Origin of the sequence: Larkinella terrae, from assembly GCF_009668025.1 — a bacterium.
GTDB classification, from domain to species: domain Bacteria; phylum Bacteroidota; class Bacteroidia; order Cytophagales; family Spirosomataceae; genus Larkinella; species Larkinella terrae.
In genome coordinates this window covers 39,850-57,589 of the sequence record NZ_WJXZ01000007.1, presented here as the reverse complement: position 1 = coordinate 57,589, position 17,740 = coordinate 39,850, and the positions used below count along the sequence as shown (strand labels likewise).

14 protein-coding genes are annotated in these 17,740 nt (G+C 53.5%); 7 read left to right on the top strand and 7 right to left on the bottom strand.

Going from position 1 to position 17,740, the window contains the following annotated elements:
- Positions 1-56: 56 nt before the first annotated feature.
- The 3 genes from GJJ30_RS13110 to GJJ30_RS13100 all read left to right on the top strand — a co-directional run bounded on the left by GJJ30_RS13110 (position 57) and on the right by GJJ30_RS13100 (position 4,321).
- Entirely contained in the window at positions 57-2,861 is a 2,805-nt protein-coding gene (locus GJJ30_RS13110; protein ID WP_154175617.1) for a glycoside hydrolase family 78 protein, read from the top strand.
- A 158-nt stretch (positions 2,862-3,019) separates the two neighbouring features.
- Positions 3,020-3,784, top strand: a complete 765-nt coding sequence (locus tag GJJ30_RS13105; protein WP_229313110.1) for a hypothetical protein — start codon at positions 3,020-3,022, stop codon at positions 3,782-3,784.
- A gap of 51 nt (positions 3,785-3,835) precedes the next feature.
- Positions 3,836-4,321 (top strand): FKBP-type peptidyl-prolyl cis-trans isomerase, encoded by a 486-nt coding sequence (locus GJJ30_RS13100; protein ID WP_229313109.1) that lies wholly within the window; start codon positions 3,836-3,838, stop codon positions 4,319-4,321.
- 32 nt (positions 4,322-4,353) lie between these two features.
- Here GJJ30_RS13100 and GJJ30_RS13095 read toward each other — a convergent pair whose 3' ends face one another.
- From GJJ30_RS13095 to GJJ30_RS13080, 4 genes are all read right to left on the bottom strand, one after another.
- On the bottom strand, positions 4,354-6,780 hold the full coding sequence (locus GJJ30_RS13095; protein ID WP_154175616.1) for a glycoside hydrolase family 2 TIM barrel-domain containing protein: 2,427 nt from the start codon (positions 6,778-6,780) through the stop codon (positions 4,354-4,356).
- Between the two features lie 118 nt (positions 6,781-6,898).
- A complete protein-coding gene (locus GJJ30_RS13090; protein WP_154175615.1) occupies positions 6,899-9,115 on the bottom strand; it encodes an alpha-amylase family protein in 2,217 nt (738 codons plus the stop codon).
- A 159-nt stretch (positions 9,116-9,274) separates the two neighbouring features.
- The gene (locus GJJ30_RS13085; protein WP_154175614.1) at positions 9,275-10,081 is read right to left on the bottom strand and encodes an SRPBCC family protein; all 807 of its coding nucleotides are present in this window, start codon (positions 10,079-10,081) and stop codon (positions 9,275-9,277) included.
- Positions 10,082-10,387: 306 nt separating this feature from the next.
- Entirely contained in the window at positions 10,388-10,837 is a 450-nt protein-coding gene (locus GJJ30_RS13080) for an SRPBCC family protein (protein WP_154175613.1), read from the bottom strand.
- Positions 10,838-10,965: 128 nt separating this feature from the next.
- Between GJJ30_RS13080 and GJJ30_RS13075 the strand changes: the two genes are divergently transcribed.
- Entirely contained in the window at positions 10,966-11,955 is a 990-nt protein-coding gene (locus GJJ30_RS13075; RefSeq protein ID WP_154175612.1) for a GlxA family transcriptional regulator, read from the top strand.
- Here GJJ30_RS13075 and GJJ30_RS13070 read toward each other — a convergent pair.
- The 3 genes from GJJ30_RS13070 to GJJ30_RS13060 are packed head-to-tail and all read right to left on the bottom strand — an operon-like array spanning position 11,952 to position 14,127.
- Positions 11,952-12,440 carry a YeeE/YedE family protein gene (locus tag GJJ30_RS13070; protein WP_154175611.1) on the bottom strand — a complete coding sequence of 163 codons (489 nt, stop codon included), beginning with the start codon at positions 12,438-12,440 and terminating at the stop codon, positions 11,952-11,954. The genes GJJ30_RS13075 and GJJ30_RS13070 overlap by 4 nt on opposite strands.
- A gap of 14 nt (positions 12,441-12,454) precedes the next feature.
- Positions 12,455-13,027 carry a YeeE/YedE family protein gene (locus tag GJJ30_RS13065; RefSeq protein ID WP_154175610.1) on the bottom strand — a complete coding sequence of 191 codons (573 nt, stop codon included), beginning with the start codon at positions 13,025-13,027 and terminating at the stop codon, positions 12,455-12,457.
- A 20-nt stretch (positions 13,028-13,047) separates the two neighbouring features.
- Positions 13,048-14,127 carry a dienelactone hydrolase family protein gene (locus GJJ30_RS13060; RefSeq protein WP_154175609.1) on the bottom strand — a complete coding sequence of 360 codons (1,080 nt, stop codon included), beginning with the start codon at positions 14,125-14,127 and terminating at the stop codon, positions 13,048-13,050.
- A gap of 319 nt (positions 14,128-14,446) precedes the next feature.
- Between GJJ30_RS13060 and GJJ30_RS13055 the strand changes: the two genes are divergently transcribed.
- From GJJ30_RS13055 to GJJ30_RS13045, 3 genes are all read left to right on the top strand, one after another.
- Positions 14,447-15,064 (top strand): DUF4242 domain-containing protein, encoded by a 618-nt coding sequence (locus GJJ30_RS13055; protein WP_154175608.1) that lies wholly within the window; start codon positions 14,447-14,449, stop codon positions 15,062-15,064.
- A 361-nt stretch (positions 15,065-15,425) separates the two neighbouring features.
- Positions 15,426-15,980: a gluconate 2-dehydrogenase subunit 3 family protein gene (locus tag GJJ30_RS13050; RefSeq protein ID WP_310588241.1), complete on the top strand. Its 555-nt coding sequence runs from the start codon at positions 15,426-15,428 to the stop codon at positions 15,978-15,980.
- Between the two features lie 14 nt (positions 15,981-15,994).
- Positions 15,995-17,707: a GMC oxidoreductase gene (locus GJJ30_RS13045; protein WP_154175607.1), complete on the top strand. Its 1,713-nt coding sequence runs from the start codon at positions 15,995-15,997 to the stop codon at positions 17,705-17,707.
- Positions 17,708-17,740 lie beyond the last annotated feature (33 nt).

Here is a 17,740-nt window from a genome sequence, read left to right as displayed (position 1 = left end):
TCCTCCTTTCTTGTGATATTTGTTTTTTGCTACCGAACCGGCCCAATTAGACCTTTATGAAGTTAGTTTACTATCGTCTTTTCTTTTTTCTCCTAATCTGCTCCAATGCCTGGGCAGCTAAACCCGCCCTCGTTTCCCTGACCCGGCTCCGCTGCGACTACCGCGATAATCCGCTGGGTGTCGAGAGTCGTCAGCCCCGGTTAAGCTGGCAGATTGTGTCGGCGGTTCGGGGGCAAAAGCAAACCGCTTACCGCATCCTAGTGTCTGATAATCCAAAGACCCTGGCCGCCAATCAGGGCAATCTCTGGGATTCGGGCAAACGGATTTCGGATCAATCCATTCAGGTGGCTTACGAAGGAAAACCACTGCAGGCTGGCCAGTCGTATTTCTGGAAAGTGCAGACCTGGGACAAAGACGGCCAGCCGTCGGTCTGGAGCGCTCCGGCCACCTGGCAGATGGGTCTACCCGACAAATCCGATTGGGGGAAAGCGCAGTGGATTGCGCTGGAAGACCTGCCCGCGTCGGAGCGAATTGTGCCGTTCGTTCACAACCCAACCTCCAAAAAACCGCTGGGCGACCGCCAATCGGCGCAGAATGCACTGCCGCAGTTTCGGAAGGAATTTAGCCTGAAAAAGCCCCTGAAACGCGCTACGGCATTTATTTCCGGTTTGGGCCACTACGAATTGAAACTCAACGGACAGCGCGTGAAAGACCATTTCATCGATCCCGGCTGGACCAATTACGACCAGTATGCCCTCTACGCCACGTACGACTTAACTACCTCCCTCCGCAAGGGCGCGAATGTGTTGGGCGTGCTTCTCGGCAACGGTTTTTACAACATTCCCGTTGAACGTTACCGGAAAATTGTGGGCTCGTTTGGCTATCCGAAACTGATCTGCAACCTCCAACTGGAGTACACCGACGGTTCGAAAGAGCAAATCGTTACCGATCAATCGTGGAAAGTAACCAAAAGCCCGATTACCTATTCCAGTATTTACGGCGGGGAAGACTGGGATGCGCGAAACGAACTGACCAACTGGATGTCAGCGGGTTACAACGATTCAAACTGGCAAACTCCGCTCATCGTTCAGGGATCGCCCCAGCTGCGGTCGCAAACCGCTCCGCCGGTGAAAATCATGGAAACTTTCACTCCCGTTCGGATTACGGAACCGAAACCCGGTGTTTTCGTCGTCGATCTGGGGCAGAACATGTCTGGTATTCCGCAGATTTCCGTTCGGGGAAAAACCGGTTCAGTCGTTAAAATTACGCCCGGCGAATTGCTGGGCGATGACAGTCTGGTAACCCAGAAGGCCACCGGCGATCCGCATTTTTACCAGTACACGCTGAAAGGAAGTGGCAGTGAAACCTGGCAGCCGCGCTTTACGTACTACGGTTTTCGGTATCTGCAAATTGAAGGGGCAGTTCCCGATTCGCATCTCGCAAATGTACCTTCAAAACCGGTGGTCGATTTGCCGGTTCTGACCGCCATCAAAGGGCTGCACATTCGGGGTTCTGCCGAAACCGTCGGGACGTTTTCGTGTTCGAACGACCTCTTCAACCGAATCGACCGGCTGATTACCTGGGCCATTAAGAGCAACATGGTCAGCACGTTAACGGACTGCCCGCACCGCGAAAAACTGGGCTGGCTGGAAGAAACCCACCTCATGAGCGGTTCGGCCCGCTACACTTACGATCTGGCGACGCTATTGCCGAAGATCATCCGGGATATGCAGTCGGCGCAGTTGGCGAACGGCCTGATTCCCGACATTGCACCGGAATACACCGCTTTTGTGAGCGGTTTTCGCGATTCGCCCGAATGGGGCAGCGCGGGGGTGATTCTGCCCTGGTATACTTACCAATGGTACGGCGACAAAAGCATTCTGACGGAGAGCTACGACATGATGAAGAAATACGTGGCGTATCTGGGCACCAAAGCCAACGACCACATTCTGACCCACGGTCTGGGCGACTGGTGTGACCTGGGGCCAAAACCGCCCGGCGAATCGCAACTGACGCCGAAGGGCATTACGGCAACCGCTACCTATTATTACGACCTGACGATTCTGGAAAAAACCGCCCGTTTGCTGGGAAAAACCGCCGACGCCGACCAGTTTCAGCAACTGGCCGAAAGCGTAAAAAAGGCCTTCAACGGAAAATATTACGACGCGGAGAAAGGCTACTACGGCTCTGGTAGCCAGACCTCTAACGCGATGCCGATTTACATGAATCTGGTGACGCCCGAAAATAAAGCCACGGTTACGGCAAGTTTGCTGAAGAGTCTCAAAGACAACAAGTACAGCCTGACGGCGGGCGACATTGGGTTCCGGTATTTACTGCTGGCGCTGACGAAAGTCGATGCGTCGGATGCCATTTATGCCATGAACAACCGCTCGGATGTGCCCGGCTACGGCTACCAACTCGCGCACGGTGCCACCGCGCTCACGGAATCCTGGCCCGCGCTGCGGTTTGTGTCCAACAACCATTTCATGCTGGGGCACCTGATGGAATGGCTTTACAGCGGCCTGGGCGGCATTCAGCAGGACGAAAATGTGCCGGGTTTCAAAGCCATCGTGATCAAACCGGAGCTGGTGGGCGACATCACGCAGACCAACGTTCGCTACGTTTCGCCCTACGGCCCGATTCGGAGCGACTGGAAAAAAACCGGTCAGCAACTGGAGCTGACGGTCAGCATTCCGGCCAACACCACGGCAACGGTTTTTCTGCCCGCGTCGGTTGGTCGCTCGATTTCCGAAAGCGGAAAACCGCTTGAAAACCGCAGCGACGTCAAAGTTTTGCGAACCGAAAACGACAAAACCGTGCTGGCCATTGGCGCCGGAATGTACGTTTTTACGGTGCAGTAAACCAACTTCCTTTTCTTTGCCGAAGTCTGCCCCCAACCCCCTAAAGGGGGCTTTAATCGGCATTTCAAAGCCCCCTTTAGGGGGTTGGGGGCAGAACACCTTTGGCGGAGCGGCCCGGAACGAATACTTTTACAGCATTCCAATCATTGGTTCCCAAAATGAATTATTCCCTTTTGCTGATCAAAGTCATTCTGATGCCTTCAGTTGTTGGGGTAATCACACTGATCAGCCGTCGTTGGGGGAATAAAATAGGTGGGTTAATTGCCAGTATGCCCTGGATTGCGGGGCCAATTCTGCTCTTTTTCATTCTGGAACAGGGAACCGCGTTCGGCATCCGTTCGGTGCCCGGCATTCTGGCCGGAGTGGTTTCGCTGGTTTGCTTCTGCCTGAGCTACACCTACCTTTCCCGGCACCTCAGCTGGCTTCCAACCCTGCTGCTCTCCTACCTCAGCTACCTGCTGCCCGCCCTGCTCTTCAATTACGTCAAGCTACATTTGGTCGCCATTTATGCGATTTCGATGGGGAGCATTGCGCTCGCGTTGCGCGTATTTCCCAATCCGACCAATCGGCCAACTGGTTCCCGGCGTTTGCCCTATGATTTACCCATCCGAATGATCGTTGCCACGCTTTTTATGGTTGCCATTACCGGCCTGGCCAGTTTATTAGGCCCAACCTGGAGCGGTATTCTGACGCCGTTTCCCATCATGACCTCCATTCTGGCGGTTTTTACGCATTATACGCAGGGCAAAAATGGCACCATCGTCATTCTGCGCGGTCTTGTTTTGGGCTTATTTGGATTCACGACCTTTCTGTTTCTACAAGCCTTTCTGCTGGTTGAGTTTTCGGTCGGATGGTCGTTTTTTCTGGCCTTTCTGGTCAATAGCGTCATGAATTTACTGGTTGTCAAAATCCGCATTCGATGATCAAAACGGCATCTGTTGTCACAAAAAAAGGGTAGCTTGCACCCTACGTTTATGAATATGATAAAATACGGTTTTATTCTGCTGGCCCTCGTAGCTGTTACGATTGGCTGCCAGCCCAATGTCGAACAGACGCCCTGCGACCCCACTCCGGTCACGCTGAAGGCTCCCCAGGCGGAGATAACTGCGTTAAAACAATACATCGACTCCAATAAAATTGCCGCTACGGCCGATGATCGCGGCTTTTATTACACTATTCAGGCACCCGGTTCGGGGGCAAAACCCACGGTTTGCTCCACGGTAACGGTTAATTATGCCGGCAAACTGACCAACGGCAATACGTTTGACAGCGCGAACGGGATTACCTTTGGCCTGAATCAGCTTATTCTTGGCTGGCAGGAAGGCATTCCCTTGATTTCGGCCGGGGGCAGCATCACGCTGTATCTGCCTCCCAGCCTGGCCTACGGTTCGCAGGCCCAAAGTGGTATTCCGGCCAATTCCATTCTGATCTTCAAAATTGACCTGATCCGAATCGACTGATTTAAATTTATAATCCGCTAACTACCTGCTATTTAGCGCACTGAAACCTTAATCTCCCCAGCTTGCAAACCCGGAGTGGTGGCTTTCAACCTCATGGCACCCGGTTGGGCATTCGGGCGGAGAATCGCCAGACAGCGGCCCCGGAAAGTGGCTTTCTGCGGTTTTTGAAAACTGCTCAGGTCGGTCGGATTGGCATTGCCGACACCCGCCAGCTGGCCTTCCCCGCTGAGTTGGAATGAAACCGGAACAGCCGCCGACGGAATCAGGTTGCCTTGTTCGTCCACCACCTCCACGGCGACGTACGACAGATCGTTGCGATCGGCACGGATGATCGAACGATCCGCCCGGAGCCGAAGGTGATGCGGTTTTCCGGCGGTTTTCAGTTCAACCGTAGCGCCTGGTTTACCGTTTTCAAAACCGGTTGCTTTCAAAACGCCCGGCTGATACGGAACCGTAAACGTGGCCGTAATGGACGTATCCGGTATCGTTTGCTCCCCAATCACTTTGCCGTTCAGCTCCAGTTTCACCCGCGGGCTGCGCGAAAAAATTCGCACCTGAAGCGGCTGCCCTTCCGCCCCCGCCCAGGTCCAGCTCGGCTGTTCGTCCGGCCAGCCCCAGTTGGTCACGGTTTCCTTCATGCCAGCCGGAATCGGACTGTGGACCGCCAGTTCGATTTTGCTGTTCCGCCAGACCACATCCCGGTAATGCGACTGCGGTTTTTTGAAACCGATCAGGTCCAGATCCCCGCAGTAGGCGTTGAACCACGGCCACGGAAAAACCGCAATCGTGCTGTCTTTGTCGGTTTTGGGCTGCAAAAGCGAATGACCGATGGCGGTTTCGCCCATGTAATCCATCGCCGTCCAGACAAAATCACCGATGACGTACGGGTGTTTTTCCACCATCTGCCAGTTCTGAAACGCTTCTTTCGCGAACGTTTCCGTTCCGACCATCACCCGGTCCGGAAACCGCTGGTGGTCCGATTCGTAATTCTTCCACTCGTAATTATAGCCGCCAATGTCCAGCAGCGCGAACGCCGGATCGGAGTCGGTCCAGACTTTGCCGGGATGTTCCCAGAACACGCAAAGCGCTTCCGTCACCGGGCGGGTGGGGTCCAGCCGCCGGGCTTCTTCCGCTAGTTTTTTTGTGATCGCCAGCCCTGAGGGTTCGGCGCGTTCGTTGATTTCGTTGCCGATACTCCAGATCACCACCGACGGATGGTTGCGGTCGCGGTGAATCATGGCCTGCAAATCCCGCTGCCACCATTCATCGAAAAACCGGTGGTAATCCTGCGGTTTTTTGGGCCGCTGCCACATGTCGAACGCTTCGTCAATGACCAGCAAACCCACCCGGTCGCAGGCATCCAGAAACGCCGTCGACGGCGGGTTGTGGCTCGTTCGAACGGCATTGAATCCATTGGCTTTCAGGAGTTCCACCTTGCGTTCCTCGGCCCGGTCGATGGCCACCGCACCCAGCGGCCCGTTGTCGTGGTGAACACAGCCACCCTTCATCAAAAACCGCTTCCCGTTCAGCAGGAACCCGGTTTCGGCGCTGTACGCAATCGACCGGATTCCGGTGGCAGTCGTCACGCTGTCGAGCCGTTTTTGGCCGGAAAGAATCACCACTTTGGTCCGGTAAAGCCGGGGGGTTTCGGGCGACCACCGCTGCGGATTGGCAATCGTCATCAATTGCCTTCCTTCGGTTTGTCCGTTGGCCGCGACGGTAATCGTTTGCTGGTTTTTGCCAACGGTTTTTCCATTTGGTGCGATTAATGAAGTTTCAAGAATGATCGGCACCGGTTTTCCGGACGGGTTTTCAACGGTGGTAACAACCTGTACCTGAGCGGTTTTCTCGGAAACCTCCGGTGTGGTGATCGAAATACTGAAGGGCGTGATGTGAACCGGTTCCGTAACCGTCAGCCAGACGTGGCGGTAAATGCCCGAACCGGTGTACCAGCGACTGTTTTTGCCGTTATTTTTTACCCGAACCGCCAGCACGTTGTCCTGACCCGGCGGCAGCAAATGGGTTGTCAAATCGTAAGAGAAGGGCGTATATCCGTACGCGTGGTAGCCCAGATGATGCCCGTTCAGCCAGACATCGGTTTCCATGTGAACGCCGTCGAAATAAATCGATACGGTTTTTCCTTTCTCAGACGCATTGATTTTGAACAACTTCCGGTACCAGCCCGTGCCGCCAACGGTATATCCGGTGGAAGTGGCGCCCACACTGGCCCGCGAAAACGGTCCGGCCACCTGATCCGGGCTTTGGTTCGGCAGATCCTCGATGCTCCAGTCGTGGGGCAGGTCGAGTTTCCGCCAACTGGCGTCGTTGAACGCATGGCTTTCGGCCTGCACGGTGGAGTCTTTCAAAAACCGCCAATCGGAATCGAAAAGCCGCGTTCGTGATTGGGCATAGGCGTGGATCGTCGTCAAAAAGCTACAGGCTAGAAGGAATAATTTCATGTTGTTCGCAAAAATGTTGTTTCGCGGAGCCAAGCGGAGGTACGCAGAGCTAAGCGGAGTTTTTTCTCTGTTAAACTCTCCTTTTCTCCGCTTAACGCTGCGAAACAACTTACTTTTCTCATTTATAAACCAGAAATCCATTCAAAGAAGGATTGTCACGCAGCGTTCGGGCATCGATTCGGATCTTCCCGGCTTTCCATTCCCAAAATTTAAACGGTTTTTCTTCCTGGTTGAAAACCGCTACCACTTTCAACGGGGCTTTCCCAAACGGCATTTCCACAAAACCGCCGTCGAACGGAACCAGTGCCACTTTTTTCGCTTCAAAAATACTTTGTTCGTCCTGGGAAATAATCGCCCAGCGGCCCTGAAACTGAATATTTTGAATGCGTGATCGATCCAAAGGAAGCGGGCTTTCGCGCAGGGCGAGAGCCGTTAACCGGCCGTTTTCCAGACGCCCCCAGCAGTTGGGCTTCGGTTCCTGCAAGAAATCGCCTTTCTGACTGTTCAGCCAGAGCGGAGTCCAGCCCACCGACCGCCGGTGCCAGAGCGCCAGCGCCACCCGGCGACTGATTTTTCGGGCCGGAACCGCCGAACCGTCATTCAGCTTTCGGGGTAAAACCGCCCCCTGCGACCCGATAATCGCCGTGTTGAGCAGCACTTCGTCGTCGGCATTCCAGTCGTAACCGCTCGACGCCATGATAGCCATGCCCTGCCGACCCGCCAGCGAACTCCAGATGCTCCACTGGCCGTGGCCTTCCGCTTCCCGCCCACCGGCGTCGCCCAGATCGTCGAGCGCGAGCAGGTTCTGAATATCCCGAAACAGCGGATGAATGGAATAATACTGCACCGTGATGTTCGGATTGATTTCGCGGGCGGCATCGGCAATCAGTTTGATGAGCGTGTACGCCAGTTTTTCACCCCGAAACGCCGGGTTTCGGGCCGTTGCCATGTCCGGACTCGGAACGCCGTAGCCGAAATCCAGTTTCAACAAATCCGGCTTTAACTCCTTCACAATCCGCTGCGTACGGTTTCGAATCAAGGCAGCGGCATTGGCCGAGCTGGGGTCGAGACAGTAATTTCCGCTGCCGTGCGGGTTCATGTTCCAGGACGTTTTGACGGGCTGGCCGTCGGCTCCGCAGAGCAGATCGTCGGCCGTCAGCCCGAACTGTTCCGGCTTATCAATCCAGATCACGTTCTGCCAATAGCCGGTTTTCAATCCTTTCGAACGGGCATAATCCAGGTCGGTTTTATAGTTCGGAAACCGCTCTTTATACCACAAACCGCTGCCCTGCGAACTTTCCCAGGAATCGTCGATGGCGAGTACATCGGCTTTAAAAGCAAGGGCTTTGTCGGTGATGGCTTTCAGATCGAAGTCCCGGTTTTTGAAGTCGCCCCAGGTGTTCCAGACGTTGAGCTGGTGGGTTTCGGAAACCGGCGTGAAGGGACCAAAGGAATTAAAATACGTTTCGCAGGCATCGTAAGCCGTTGCAGCCCAGGCGATTCGGAGAGGCTCCGTCCAGACGCGCTGCGATCCGGCCGGTTTATTCCACAGATCTTCCCGGTACAAATACTGCAAACTGCCGTTGGACGCCTGAATTTTGAACACCATAGCCGCATCCGGAATCGATCCTGCGCCCAGCACCAGCCAGCCGGAATCGTTGCCCATCGCGCAACTGTAGATCGGGCGGGGATAGGCGGCCGCGTAGGGCGTTCCCAGGCTCGGGCCGAAACTTCCCAGTGGTAGGGTGGCATGGCCAAAATCCCACATCCGGAAAAAGCTCTGAATCGGGTTTCCCTTCGCGCCCGGAATGCAAACCCCGGCGGCTTCCCAATCCGGCCAGAACGGTTGCTCCGGATTCGGCGACCGGTTTTTCTCGGCGGTTTTCAGGGGCGAGGTGCCGAAATGCATCGAAATGAGCTTCGGCGCATCGCCTTTCCAGTTTACGGTCAGCTTACTGATTCGAACAATACTCTGACTGTAAGCGAGTTCCAGCACGCCCGTACCGATGGTCCCGAACGTCAGCTGAACGAAACCGCCGGTTTCGCGCAGGCTGGCCGCGTCGGAAATGGTGGCCTTCACGTACTGATTTTCGCCGGATGCGGTCCGAAGCCAGAAAGCGGGCAATAAACTGCCTTTCCAGAGCGTAGCGGCCGGTTTTTCTTTCGTCAAAACCGCCGAGTCCTTCGCCAGATTCCAGGAAAACCGGTAACCGCCGGATTGCACCGAAAAGACGGTTTCCGCCCGTAAAACCGTAGTAATCAACAGGAAAGAACTCAGGCAAAAAAAGCCTAATCGTTTTGAGAAACGTGTAAAAGCAGGGTTTAGGAATTGCATTGGTTTGGCTACGTGTCAATAGCTAATAGCCCAATCGATGGGCCGGATACTGCCCCGACCAACGGTTTTTATTAGTAAGACGGCCCAACCGTCCAAACATACCCGGTTCGATTCGCGAATAAAACCGGGTATGTTGAATTCCCGAAACGAGAATGGGGTCTAATAGAAGAATTGCTCGGAAATAATCTGTCCGTTTTTCACTTCGTAGAGCATGATTTCGTTGAGCTGGATTCGGCCGTGGCCCTGCACCGTGATATCGACTTCCCGTCCAACCGCAAAATGATTGCCGCCCACAACGGGCGCGGTGGTGTGCATCCGATGACCGGCCTCAACCCGTTTCACCCAATCCTCGCCTTTCTGCCGAACGGGAACTTTACCCGCCGTGCTCTCAAAATACGGCGAATGGGCCGGTTCCAGGCTCCTGACATCATTCGCAAAAAGCTCGTCCTGAATCTCAAACCACTTTTCCTGCTGAGCCAGTTCGTGGAATCGGGCGGCCACTTCGTGGACGGTGTAAGCGGTTTTGCTGCTGTTGGGCTGCCCTTTCCCGGTGGTAATCAGGCTGAACAGGCTGCGGTCAATGTATTGCGTCCAGCCGTGTACACACGCGTTGTAGCATTCGTAGTCGGGCACCAGGCCTTCGTGCGTAAAGCGGAGCTGCGTTTTGTGATCCTGTTCCGAGATTTCAAAGATGACTTTCGTCCCGATCCACTCGCTTTTGTCTTCCGTAAAACTAAAATAATTGTCCAGCACCTGCCAGACGGCTTTTTTCTCCGGAACGACTTCGATTACCTTCATTTTGCAGCGATGAACGTCCTGATACTGGTACAAAAATTCATCGTTGAGATTTGCGGCATTGCCCACAATTTCTTCGGACCACCAGCCGCGAACGTTCGTGATGGCATCAAAAACAGCTTTCGGAGACTGGTCGACGGTCAGGGTGGTTGTGAAACTTTGATTGTTCATGGTATGCGTTGTTTAGAAATATTTCCCTTTTAGTGTAGTTGTAAATAGAAAGTATTATGATTCAATTACGTGCCAGAGGCACGGTATGTTTGTAGTAAAGTAGCTATCAAAATTCGCACGCGTGCCGTCAGGTACGCAATCGAAGAGTGTGAAATAGTTGCGTACCTGACGGCACGCGGGGCCACAAATTGGCATCTATTTCTCCTACAAACATTTGACCGCTACGCGGCCGCCCGACAATTCATCTCATAATCAATATTTTACAATAAAAAATAAAAGATCCATTTTAATTAATGAATCCGAAAATCAGGCTTGACTCACCAGATTCGGCTGTCCAATCCCGGTTGTGATCCGGTTCAATAGACTTCCCAGGTAAAACCGCCAGCCGCTGGAACAATCGTTGAAGCATTCAATTTCGGGCACCAGGCCGAGATGCGTGAAGCGGATTTGCGTTTGGTCACCGAGGGCGGAAATGTCAAAACGGATGTGGGTGCCGGTCCACTCGCTTTTGTCTTGCAGGAAATTCAACCGGCTGTCCGTCACCAGCCAGACGATTTTCTGGTCCGGGACGACCTCGACCAGTTTCTGGCGGGAATAATGGACGTCGCCGAACCGGACCGCAAATTCGTCGTTCAGCGTTTGGGAATCGCCATCAAAATCTTCGGACCACCAGCCGCGAACATCGTTGATGGCCTTGAAAACTTCGCCCGGCGTTTGGTCGACCAGCAGGGTTTTGGTAAAATCGGATGTTGTCATTGTTGATTTGTTGTAAAGTTTATGCTGCAAATGTATTGTCTGAATTGCACTTCGAGAGGGTGTAAAATGGACTTTGTAATGGGTTGATTTGGACACGATAGAATTTCTATCTTTGAGAAAAAAAGCCGATGAAACATCTGACGATCATCGTTCCAGACGGACAGAGCAACCTGAGCACCATCGCCTGTATTGTTGGGGCTTACGAGGTCATTTCCCGCGCCAATGACTACTGGCAGGAAACCGGCAAAAAGGAGTTGTTCACCGTCGCGCTGGCCGGAATTTCCGATAAGGCGGAAGTTTACGGCGGTTTGTTTACCGTGAAAGCCCAGGTTCACATTTCGGCAATTACCAAAACCGATCTCATCATTATTCCTTCGCTGGACCGGAGCCACCAAAAAGCCGTGAAAGGAAATCAACTGCTGATCGACTGGATCAAAAACCAGTATAAACATGGAGCCGAACTGGCCAGCATGTGTACCGGGGCCTTTTTGCTGGCGTCATCCGGTTTGCTGGATGGGAAGAACTGCTCGACGCACTGGTCCGCTGCGGATACGTTCCGAAATCAGTATCCCCGGGTACATCTGCAAGCCGATCAACTGATTACGGACGAAAATGGCATTTATACGAACGGGGGTGCCTATTCATTCCTGAACCTGATGATCTACCTCGTGGAGAAATACTACGACCGGCAAACCGCCATTTACTGCTCCAAAATCTTTCAGATCGAAATAGACCGGAACAGCCAGTCGGCGTTCGCCATCTTCAACGGCCAGAAGTTACACGGCGATGACATGGTGATGCAGGCGCAGTCGTACATTGAAAGTAAACTGGATGAAAAAATATCGGTAGAAGATTTGTCAGCCCGGTTTTCGGTCGGTCGCCGGAACTTCGACCGGCGGTTTATCAAAGCCACCGGAAATACGCCCATCGAATATTCGCAACGGGTCAAAATCGAGTCGGCCAAGAAAGCCCTCGAAACCAGTCGCAAAATTGTGAACGAAGTGATGTACGAGGTGGGCTATTCGGATGTGAAAGCGTTTCGGGAAGTATTCCGGAAAATTACCGGCCTGTCGCCCCTGGAATACCGGGCGAGGTACAACAAGAACGCGGTGGTTTAACGCGGGGCCAGTTTATCCCGGAAGTAACCGTAAACCCAGGTTCCGGCAATGGCGCTCAGGAGCGTTACAATCACGACCACGTAACCAGCCCCAATTTGGGCAAATAACGGGCCGGGACAAGCGCCGGTCAGGGCCCAGCCCAGGCCGAACAACAAACCGCCGTAGACCTGCCCGGGTCGGAACGTTTTGGTATGAAACACCACGTCTTCGCCCGCTATGGTTTTGATTTTGAACCGTTTGATGATCCAGACGGACAGCATGGCCACGGCGATGGCCGAGCCGATGACGCCGTACATGTGAAAACTTTGCAGCCGGAACATTTCCTGAATCCGGAACCAGGAGACGATTTCGGCTTTGACAAAGACGATCCCAAACAGAATTCCAAGAATACCGTATTTCAGATTTCCGGCCAGCCCTTCCGGCCGTTTCATGTCATTACCGGTTTCCTCGACGATCGTTGGCCCCGGTACAAATTTGGTTTCCATGGTTGGAATCGGGTTTAGAACAATTGCATGATGTAAGGTAAAAACAGGTGTGTCATGGCAAAACCGCCCGCCATAAAACAGCAGGTGGCCACCACCGACGGTCCTTGCAGGTTGGAAATTCCCATGATGGAGTGGCCCGATGTGCAGCCTCCGGCCATGCGCGTTCCGAAGCCCACCAGAAAACCGCCCACGACAAAAAAGATAAAGCCTTTCAGGTTGAACAAATTGGCGACACTGAAAATATCCGACGGCATCAGTCCCGAAAAGCTGTTGACGCCCAGCGCTTTGAGATCGGCAACGGTTTGGGGAGCAATCTCCATGTCGTTCGGATTATCCAGAAACTGAACCGTCAGAAAACCGCCGATCAGAATTCCGGTTACAAAAACCAGGTTCCAGATCCCGTCCCGCCAGTTGTACTTAAAAAACGGCAGTCCGGCCGGGACGCAGGCCGCACAGATGTGCCGGAGCGACGACGAAATACCGAATGATTTGTTGCCGACCAGGAGCAACGCGGGCACTGTGAGCCCAATCAACGGCCCGGCCACGTACCACGGCCAGGGTTTGCGGATTAATTCCAGTAAATCCATAGTTTATGTGTTCGCTACGATCAGGAGAACTTCAGATGCCGCGCAAAAGTTTCCTTCACCCGCTGCCACATTGCTTCGGAGAGTACGTGGGCCTGCCCGGCTTCAATAAATGAGGTAAAATTGCCCGCTGCACCCGCCTTTTTATACGCTGCCTCAATGCGGGGCAGACTTTTGCGCACAAAATCAATCGGCGAACCGGAATCCTGCTCGCCAAAGTTCAGGTGCAGGGCGCGCGGAGCAATGAGGGCCGCGATGTCGGGCGTATCGCCAAACTGATGCCAGCCGGGCACGAAGTTGGGAAAGCAGTGCAGCAAATGTTCGTGTTCGATGGCGGCATAGCTCGGCAGGCAGCAGTTGCCGACAATGCACTTCAGCCGGGGCTCCAGCGGTCCCACCAGCCACGAATGCGTGGAACCCATCGAATGGCCGTAACAACCTAGCTGACTGGCGATTACTTCCGGACGACCGGACAAATAATCGATGGCCCGGCGCATTTCCAGCACATTTTTCCAGGCCATGCTGCGGCCCCGCACCACTTCGCGCAGAAACTCAAACCGCTCAAAATCGCCTTTTTTCAGCTTTCCGGTCGGGTCCTGCCGTTCCTCGAAACAAAGCGCATCGGGGCAGAGCACTACGTAGCCCTCGCGCACCAGCGCCACGGCGGTGTAGTGCATGGGATTTCCGGCCAGCCCGGCCGGTTCGGATTTGCCCAGGTGGTACTCGCCGTTATGTTGATGCCAGACCGCAATGCCCGGTGCCGGGCGACTGGCCGTTGCCGAATCCGGAATCAATAACAGGGCCGGTACCCGGTTATTCGGTTCCGTTTCGTACGTCAGCGACTCAATGCGATAACCGTCTTTTCGAATCGTTTCCCGGAGCTGGGGAAGCAGGGACGACGGTTTCGGAAAGGGCCCGCCCAGGCAACTCTGATAGTGTTTGAGTAAGTCGGCAGCGGATAAAACCGGTGGATTGCTCATCGAATCATCGTCTAACGACAGCTTACCGGCGGTTGAAAGGGCGCCCAAACCAAAGGCCAGTTGCGCTTTCATGAAGCGCCGACGGTTTTGTTTCGACGAGGAAGAAGAAGGAGTGCGCTTCATAGATTAAGCCGGATTCTGTCTGATTATCAATTGTTCATTTTCGGAAGGTCTGAAATTAGAACAAAAGCGATTGAAACGAAACGCTGGTCCCGAAAATATAAAAGACTTCGGCCAACGAGCGGTTACAACAGGCCGCAAAACCTTGAAAATGAGAGACAAGAACAGTATACAGGTCAAAAATCACGGAACTCAGGGACAGCAAATCACGGTTTTCGGTGATTTTCAGAACGGCTGAAAGCGAGAACTTTGTAACGCAAAAATGCAATACACACTCGTACAGCCGCAATAAATGGCGGCTATACAATTAACCAACAAAAAAATGAAAACAGTAAACCTACTATTGATCGCGTTGAGCCTTGTTTCGTTCTCCTGCCAAAAATCCGCCAACGAAGTGGATTCATCTCCAAAGAAATATCTTTTTCTGGACGTGCATAACCTCGAACCGGGCAAGGTGACGTTCGAAGCCGTGATGGAAGCCCATAAAAAGGATCTGGCCACGCAGGGTAAATACGACGTTAATTTTATTAAATTCTGGGTAGACGAAGCCGCCGGTAAAGTCTACTGCCTTTCGGAGTCACCGGATTCGGCCTCGGTTTACAAAACCCACCGGGATGCGCACGGACTGGTTCCGGCCAAGGTCCAGCCTGTCAGCACCGGCCACGAATCGGCGATGGGTGCCAATTCAACCCTGTTTCTGGACATTCACGAACTGGGACCGGGCAACGTAACGGCCAAAGCCGTTGCGGAAGCACACGCCAAGGACCTGGCGGTTCAGGGCAAATACAACGTCAACTTTATCAATTACTGGGTGGACGAAGAAACCGGCACGGTAATTTGCCTCTCGGAAGCCAAAGATGCCAACTCGGTCATCAACACGCACAAAGAAGCCCACGGACTGATTCCGGCTGAAGTTCACCCGGTCAAACAGGGTCAATAGTTTCGTTCCACTTGTGGGGATACGGACCTGTCAGCAATGGCAGGTCTTTTTTGTTTCCTTCCATTTTGCGTTTCCCGAACAAGTTCTCTCCCAATTGTCCTATCCCATCGTACTTTTTAATTATATTTGTTAGATTATCCATCCCGTTTTTTGTAGGTAAAATCCAATCTCACTTTCCTTTTTGGTATACGGTTTTCCATTTTCGGTGTTAGACGCGTTCATTTTATACTATCGAATAGCGAATACAGAATGTTGAATCGAGAAAACGGGTTAGCCACCGAAACGTTGGCCCGGCGAAAACCGCAAACGGAATACCGAAAACTAGATCTAAAAACTAAACCCAATTCTAACAAATCACCTCGTGGAAAGACGAAAAGCATTACAAAGTTTGGCGGTGGCCGTTGGGGGACTGGTGAGTCTGCCGGGCTGGGCAAGCGGCTGGAACCGGGCAGGCATTCCGTCAGGGCCGTCGCTTCTGGCTCCGAATGCCGATGCGCTCCTGGCCGAAGTCGTGGAAGTCATCATTCCGGCCACCGACACACCGGGCGCGAAAGCGCTGGGCGTTCACACGTTTATCCAGAAAATCGTAACGGATTGCCTGGAACCGTCGGCGCAGGAAAACCTGACCAAAGGCCTGACGGCGGTGGAAGCGCTCGCCCAGAAAACCTTCAGTAAGTCGTTCGCGTCGCTCGATGCCACCCAAAAAACGGAGTTGCTCAAAACCGTAAGTCAATCCACGGAACCGGATCAGAAAGGATTCTTTTCGATGGTGAAAGGTATGACCATCCAGGGCTACATGACTTCGGAATACGTCATGAACAACATCATACACTACGAGTTCGTCCCGGGTCGCTACCACGGATGCGTGCCTGTGGTGGCCAAAAATTCGACCTCAAAAAATCAACAAAATAAATAGCAGCCCGAACAGATATGGCAAATTTTGCAATCGATGCAGTAAAAGCAACTACCTACGATGCCATCGTGATCGGATCGGGAATCAGTGGCGGCTGGGCTGCGAAAGAATTGACAGAGAAAGGATTACGGACCCTGGTGCTGGAACGCGGCCGCGACGTCAAACACGTCGTTGACTACCCGACCACCATGCTCAACACCTGGGAAATGGAACACCGGGGGCAACTTCCGCTGGCGATCCGGCAGGAGAATCCGATTGTCGGAAAATGTTACGCGTTCCACGAGGCTTCGGCCCATTTTTTTGTAAAAGACGCTGAACACCCTTACGTTCAGGAAAAACCGTTCGACTGGATTCGCGGCTATCAGGTCGGCGGAAAATCCCTGTTGTGGGCCCGCCAGACCCAACGCTGGAGCCAGTTTGACTTCGACGGCCCGGCCCGCGACGGTTTCGCCGTTGAATGGCCCATCGGCTACGCAGACATCGCGCCCTGGTACAGCCACGTCGAAAAGTTTGCCGGGATTACGGGCAACAAGGACGGGCTGCCCCAATTACCGGACGGTGAGTTTCTGCCTCCGCACGAATGGAACTGCGTCGAAAAATATTTCAGCCAGCAAATGGCGGCCAAATACAAGGATCGTCCCGTCATCATGGGCCGGGCCGCTCACATTACCCAGCCGCAGCCGATTCACCTGCAGCAGGGCCGGGCGAAATGCCAGCACCGGAACATCTGCGTGCGCGGCTGTCCATTCGGTGGTTATTTCAGCAGCAACGCTTCGACGCTCCCATGGGCGGCCAAAACCGGTAAGCTGACCCTGCGGCCCCATTCGGTGGTTCACTCGATTATTTACGACGAGAAAAAGGGCAAGGCCACCGGCGTACGTGTCATCGATGCGACGACGAAGCAAATGATCGAATTTTACGCGCGGATCATTTTCGTGAATGCCGCAGCGATGAATACGAACCTGGTGCTGCTGAACTCGACTTCGAACCGGTTTCCGAACGGTTTGGGGAACGACAGTGGCGTGTTGGGAAAATACGTAGCATTCCACAATTACCGGGCAGGCATTTCGGGCGAATACGACGGTTTTCTGGATTCGACGACGGAAGGACGGCGGCCAAACGGGCCGTATATTCCGCGGTTCCGTAACGTCTTTAAACAGGAAACCGACTTTCTGCGGGGTTACGCGGCCGGTTTTTCGGCCAACCGCATGTCCCGGACGAATCAGGACGGTTTTGGGGTGGATCTGAAGAACAGCCTCGCCAATCCGACGCTGGGCGGCTGGAGCGTCAATTCGCACATGATGGGTGAAACCATTCCGAAAGTGACGAACTTCGTGGCTCTGGACAAAGACCTGAAAGACCCGTTCGGCATTCCGCAAATACGGTTTTCCGTTGCCTATGACGACAATGACGATAAGATGGTCAAGGATTACCAGGAGCAGATGATGGAAATGTTCACGGCAGCCGGTTTCAAGAATCTCCGCGTTCGCGATGAAAACCGCAATCCGGGCATAGATATTCACGAAATGGGGGGAGTCCGGATGGGCAAAGATCCGAAAACGTCGATGCTCAACAAATGGAGCCAGTTGCACCACTGCAAAAATGTGTTCGTGACCGATGGTGCGAGCATGACTTCGACCTCGACCCAAAACCCGTCGCTGACCTACATGGCCTTGACGGCCCGGGCTGCGGATTACGCAGTGAAGGAAATGAAGAAGATGAATTTATAAGTTTTTGAGGGTTATTTCGCGGAGATACGCAAA

Bases quoted from the DNA above. Each gene is read 5' to 3' on its own strand.
- GJJ30_RS13100 (WP_229313109.1), top strand. From the start codon at position 3,836: ATGAATATGATAAAATACGGTTTTATTCTGCTGGCCCTCGTAGCTGTT.
- GJJ30_RS13055 (WP_154175608.1), top strand. From the start codon at position 14,447: ATGAAAACAGTAAACCTACTATTGATCGCGTTGAGCCTTGTTTCGTTC.
- GJJ30_RS13090 (WP_154175615.1), bottom strand. From the start codon at position 9,115: ATGCAATTCCTAAACCCTGCTTTTACACGTTTCTCAAAACGATTAGGC.
- GJJ30_RS13080 (WP_154175613.1), bottom strand. From the start codon at position 10,837: ATGACAACATCCGATTTTACCAAAACCCTGCTGGTCGACCAAACGCCG.
- GJJ30_RS13045 (WP_154175607.1), top strand. From the start codon at position 15,995: ATGGCAAATTTTGCAATCGATGCAGTAAAAGCAACTACCTACGATGCC.
- GJJ30_RS13065 (WP_154175610.1), bottom strand. From the start codon at position 13,027: ATGGATTTACTGGAATTAATCCGCAAACCCTGGCCGTGGTACGTGGCC.
- GJJ30_RS13095 (WP_154175616.1), bottom strand. From the start codon at position 6,780: ATGAAATTATTCCTTCTAGCCTGTAGCTTTTTGACGACGATCCACGCC.
- GJJ30_RS13060 (WP_154175609.1), bottom strand. From the start codon at position 14,127: ATGAAGCGCACTCCTTCTTCTTCCTCGTCGAAACAAAACCGTCGGCGC.
- GJJ30_RS13110 (WP_154175617.1), top strand. From the start codon at position 57: ATGAAGTTAGTTTACTATCGTCTTTTCTTTTTTCTCCTAATCTGCTCC.
- GJJ30_RS13075 (WP_154175612.1), top strand. From the start codon at position 10,966: ATGAAACATCTGACGATCATCGTTCCAGACGGACAGAGCAACCTGAGC.
- GJJ30_RS13105 (WP_229313110.1), top strand. From the start codon at position 3,020: ATGAATTATTCCCTTTTGCTGATCAAAGTCATTCTGATGCCTTCAGTT.
- GJJ30_RS13085 (WP_154175614.1), bottom strand. From the start codon at position 10,081: ATGAACAATCAAAGTTTCACAACCACCCTGACCGTCGACCAGTCTCCG.
- GJJ30_RS13070 (WP_154175611.1), bottom strand. From the start codon at position 12,440: ATGGAAACCAAATTTGTACCGGGGCCAACGATCGTCGAGGAAACCGGT.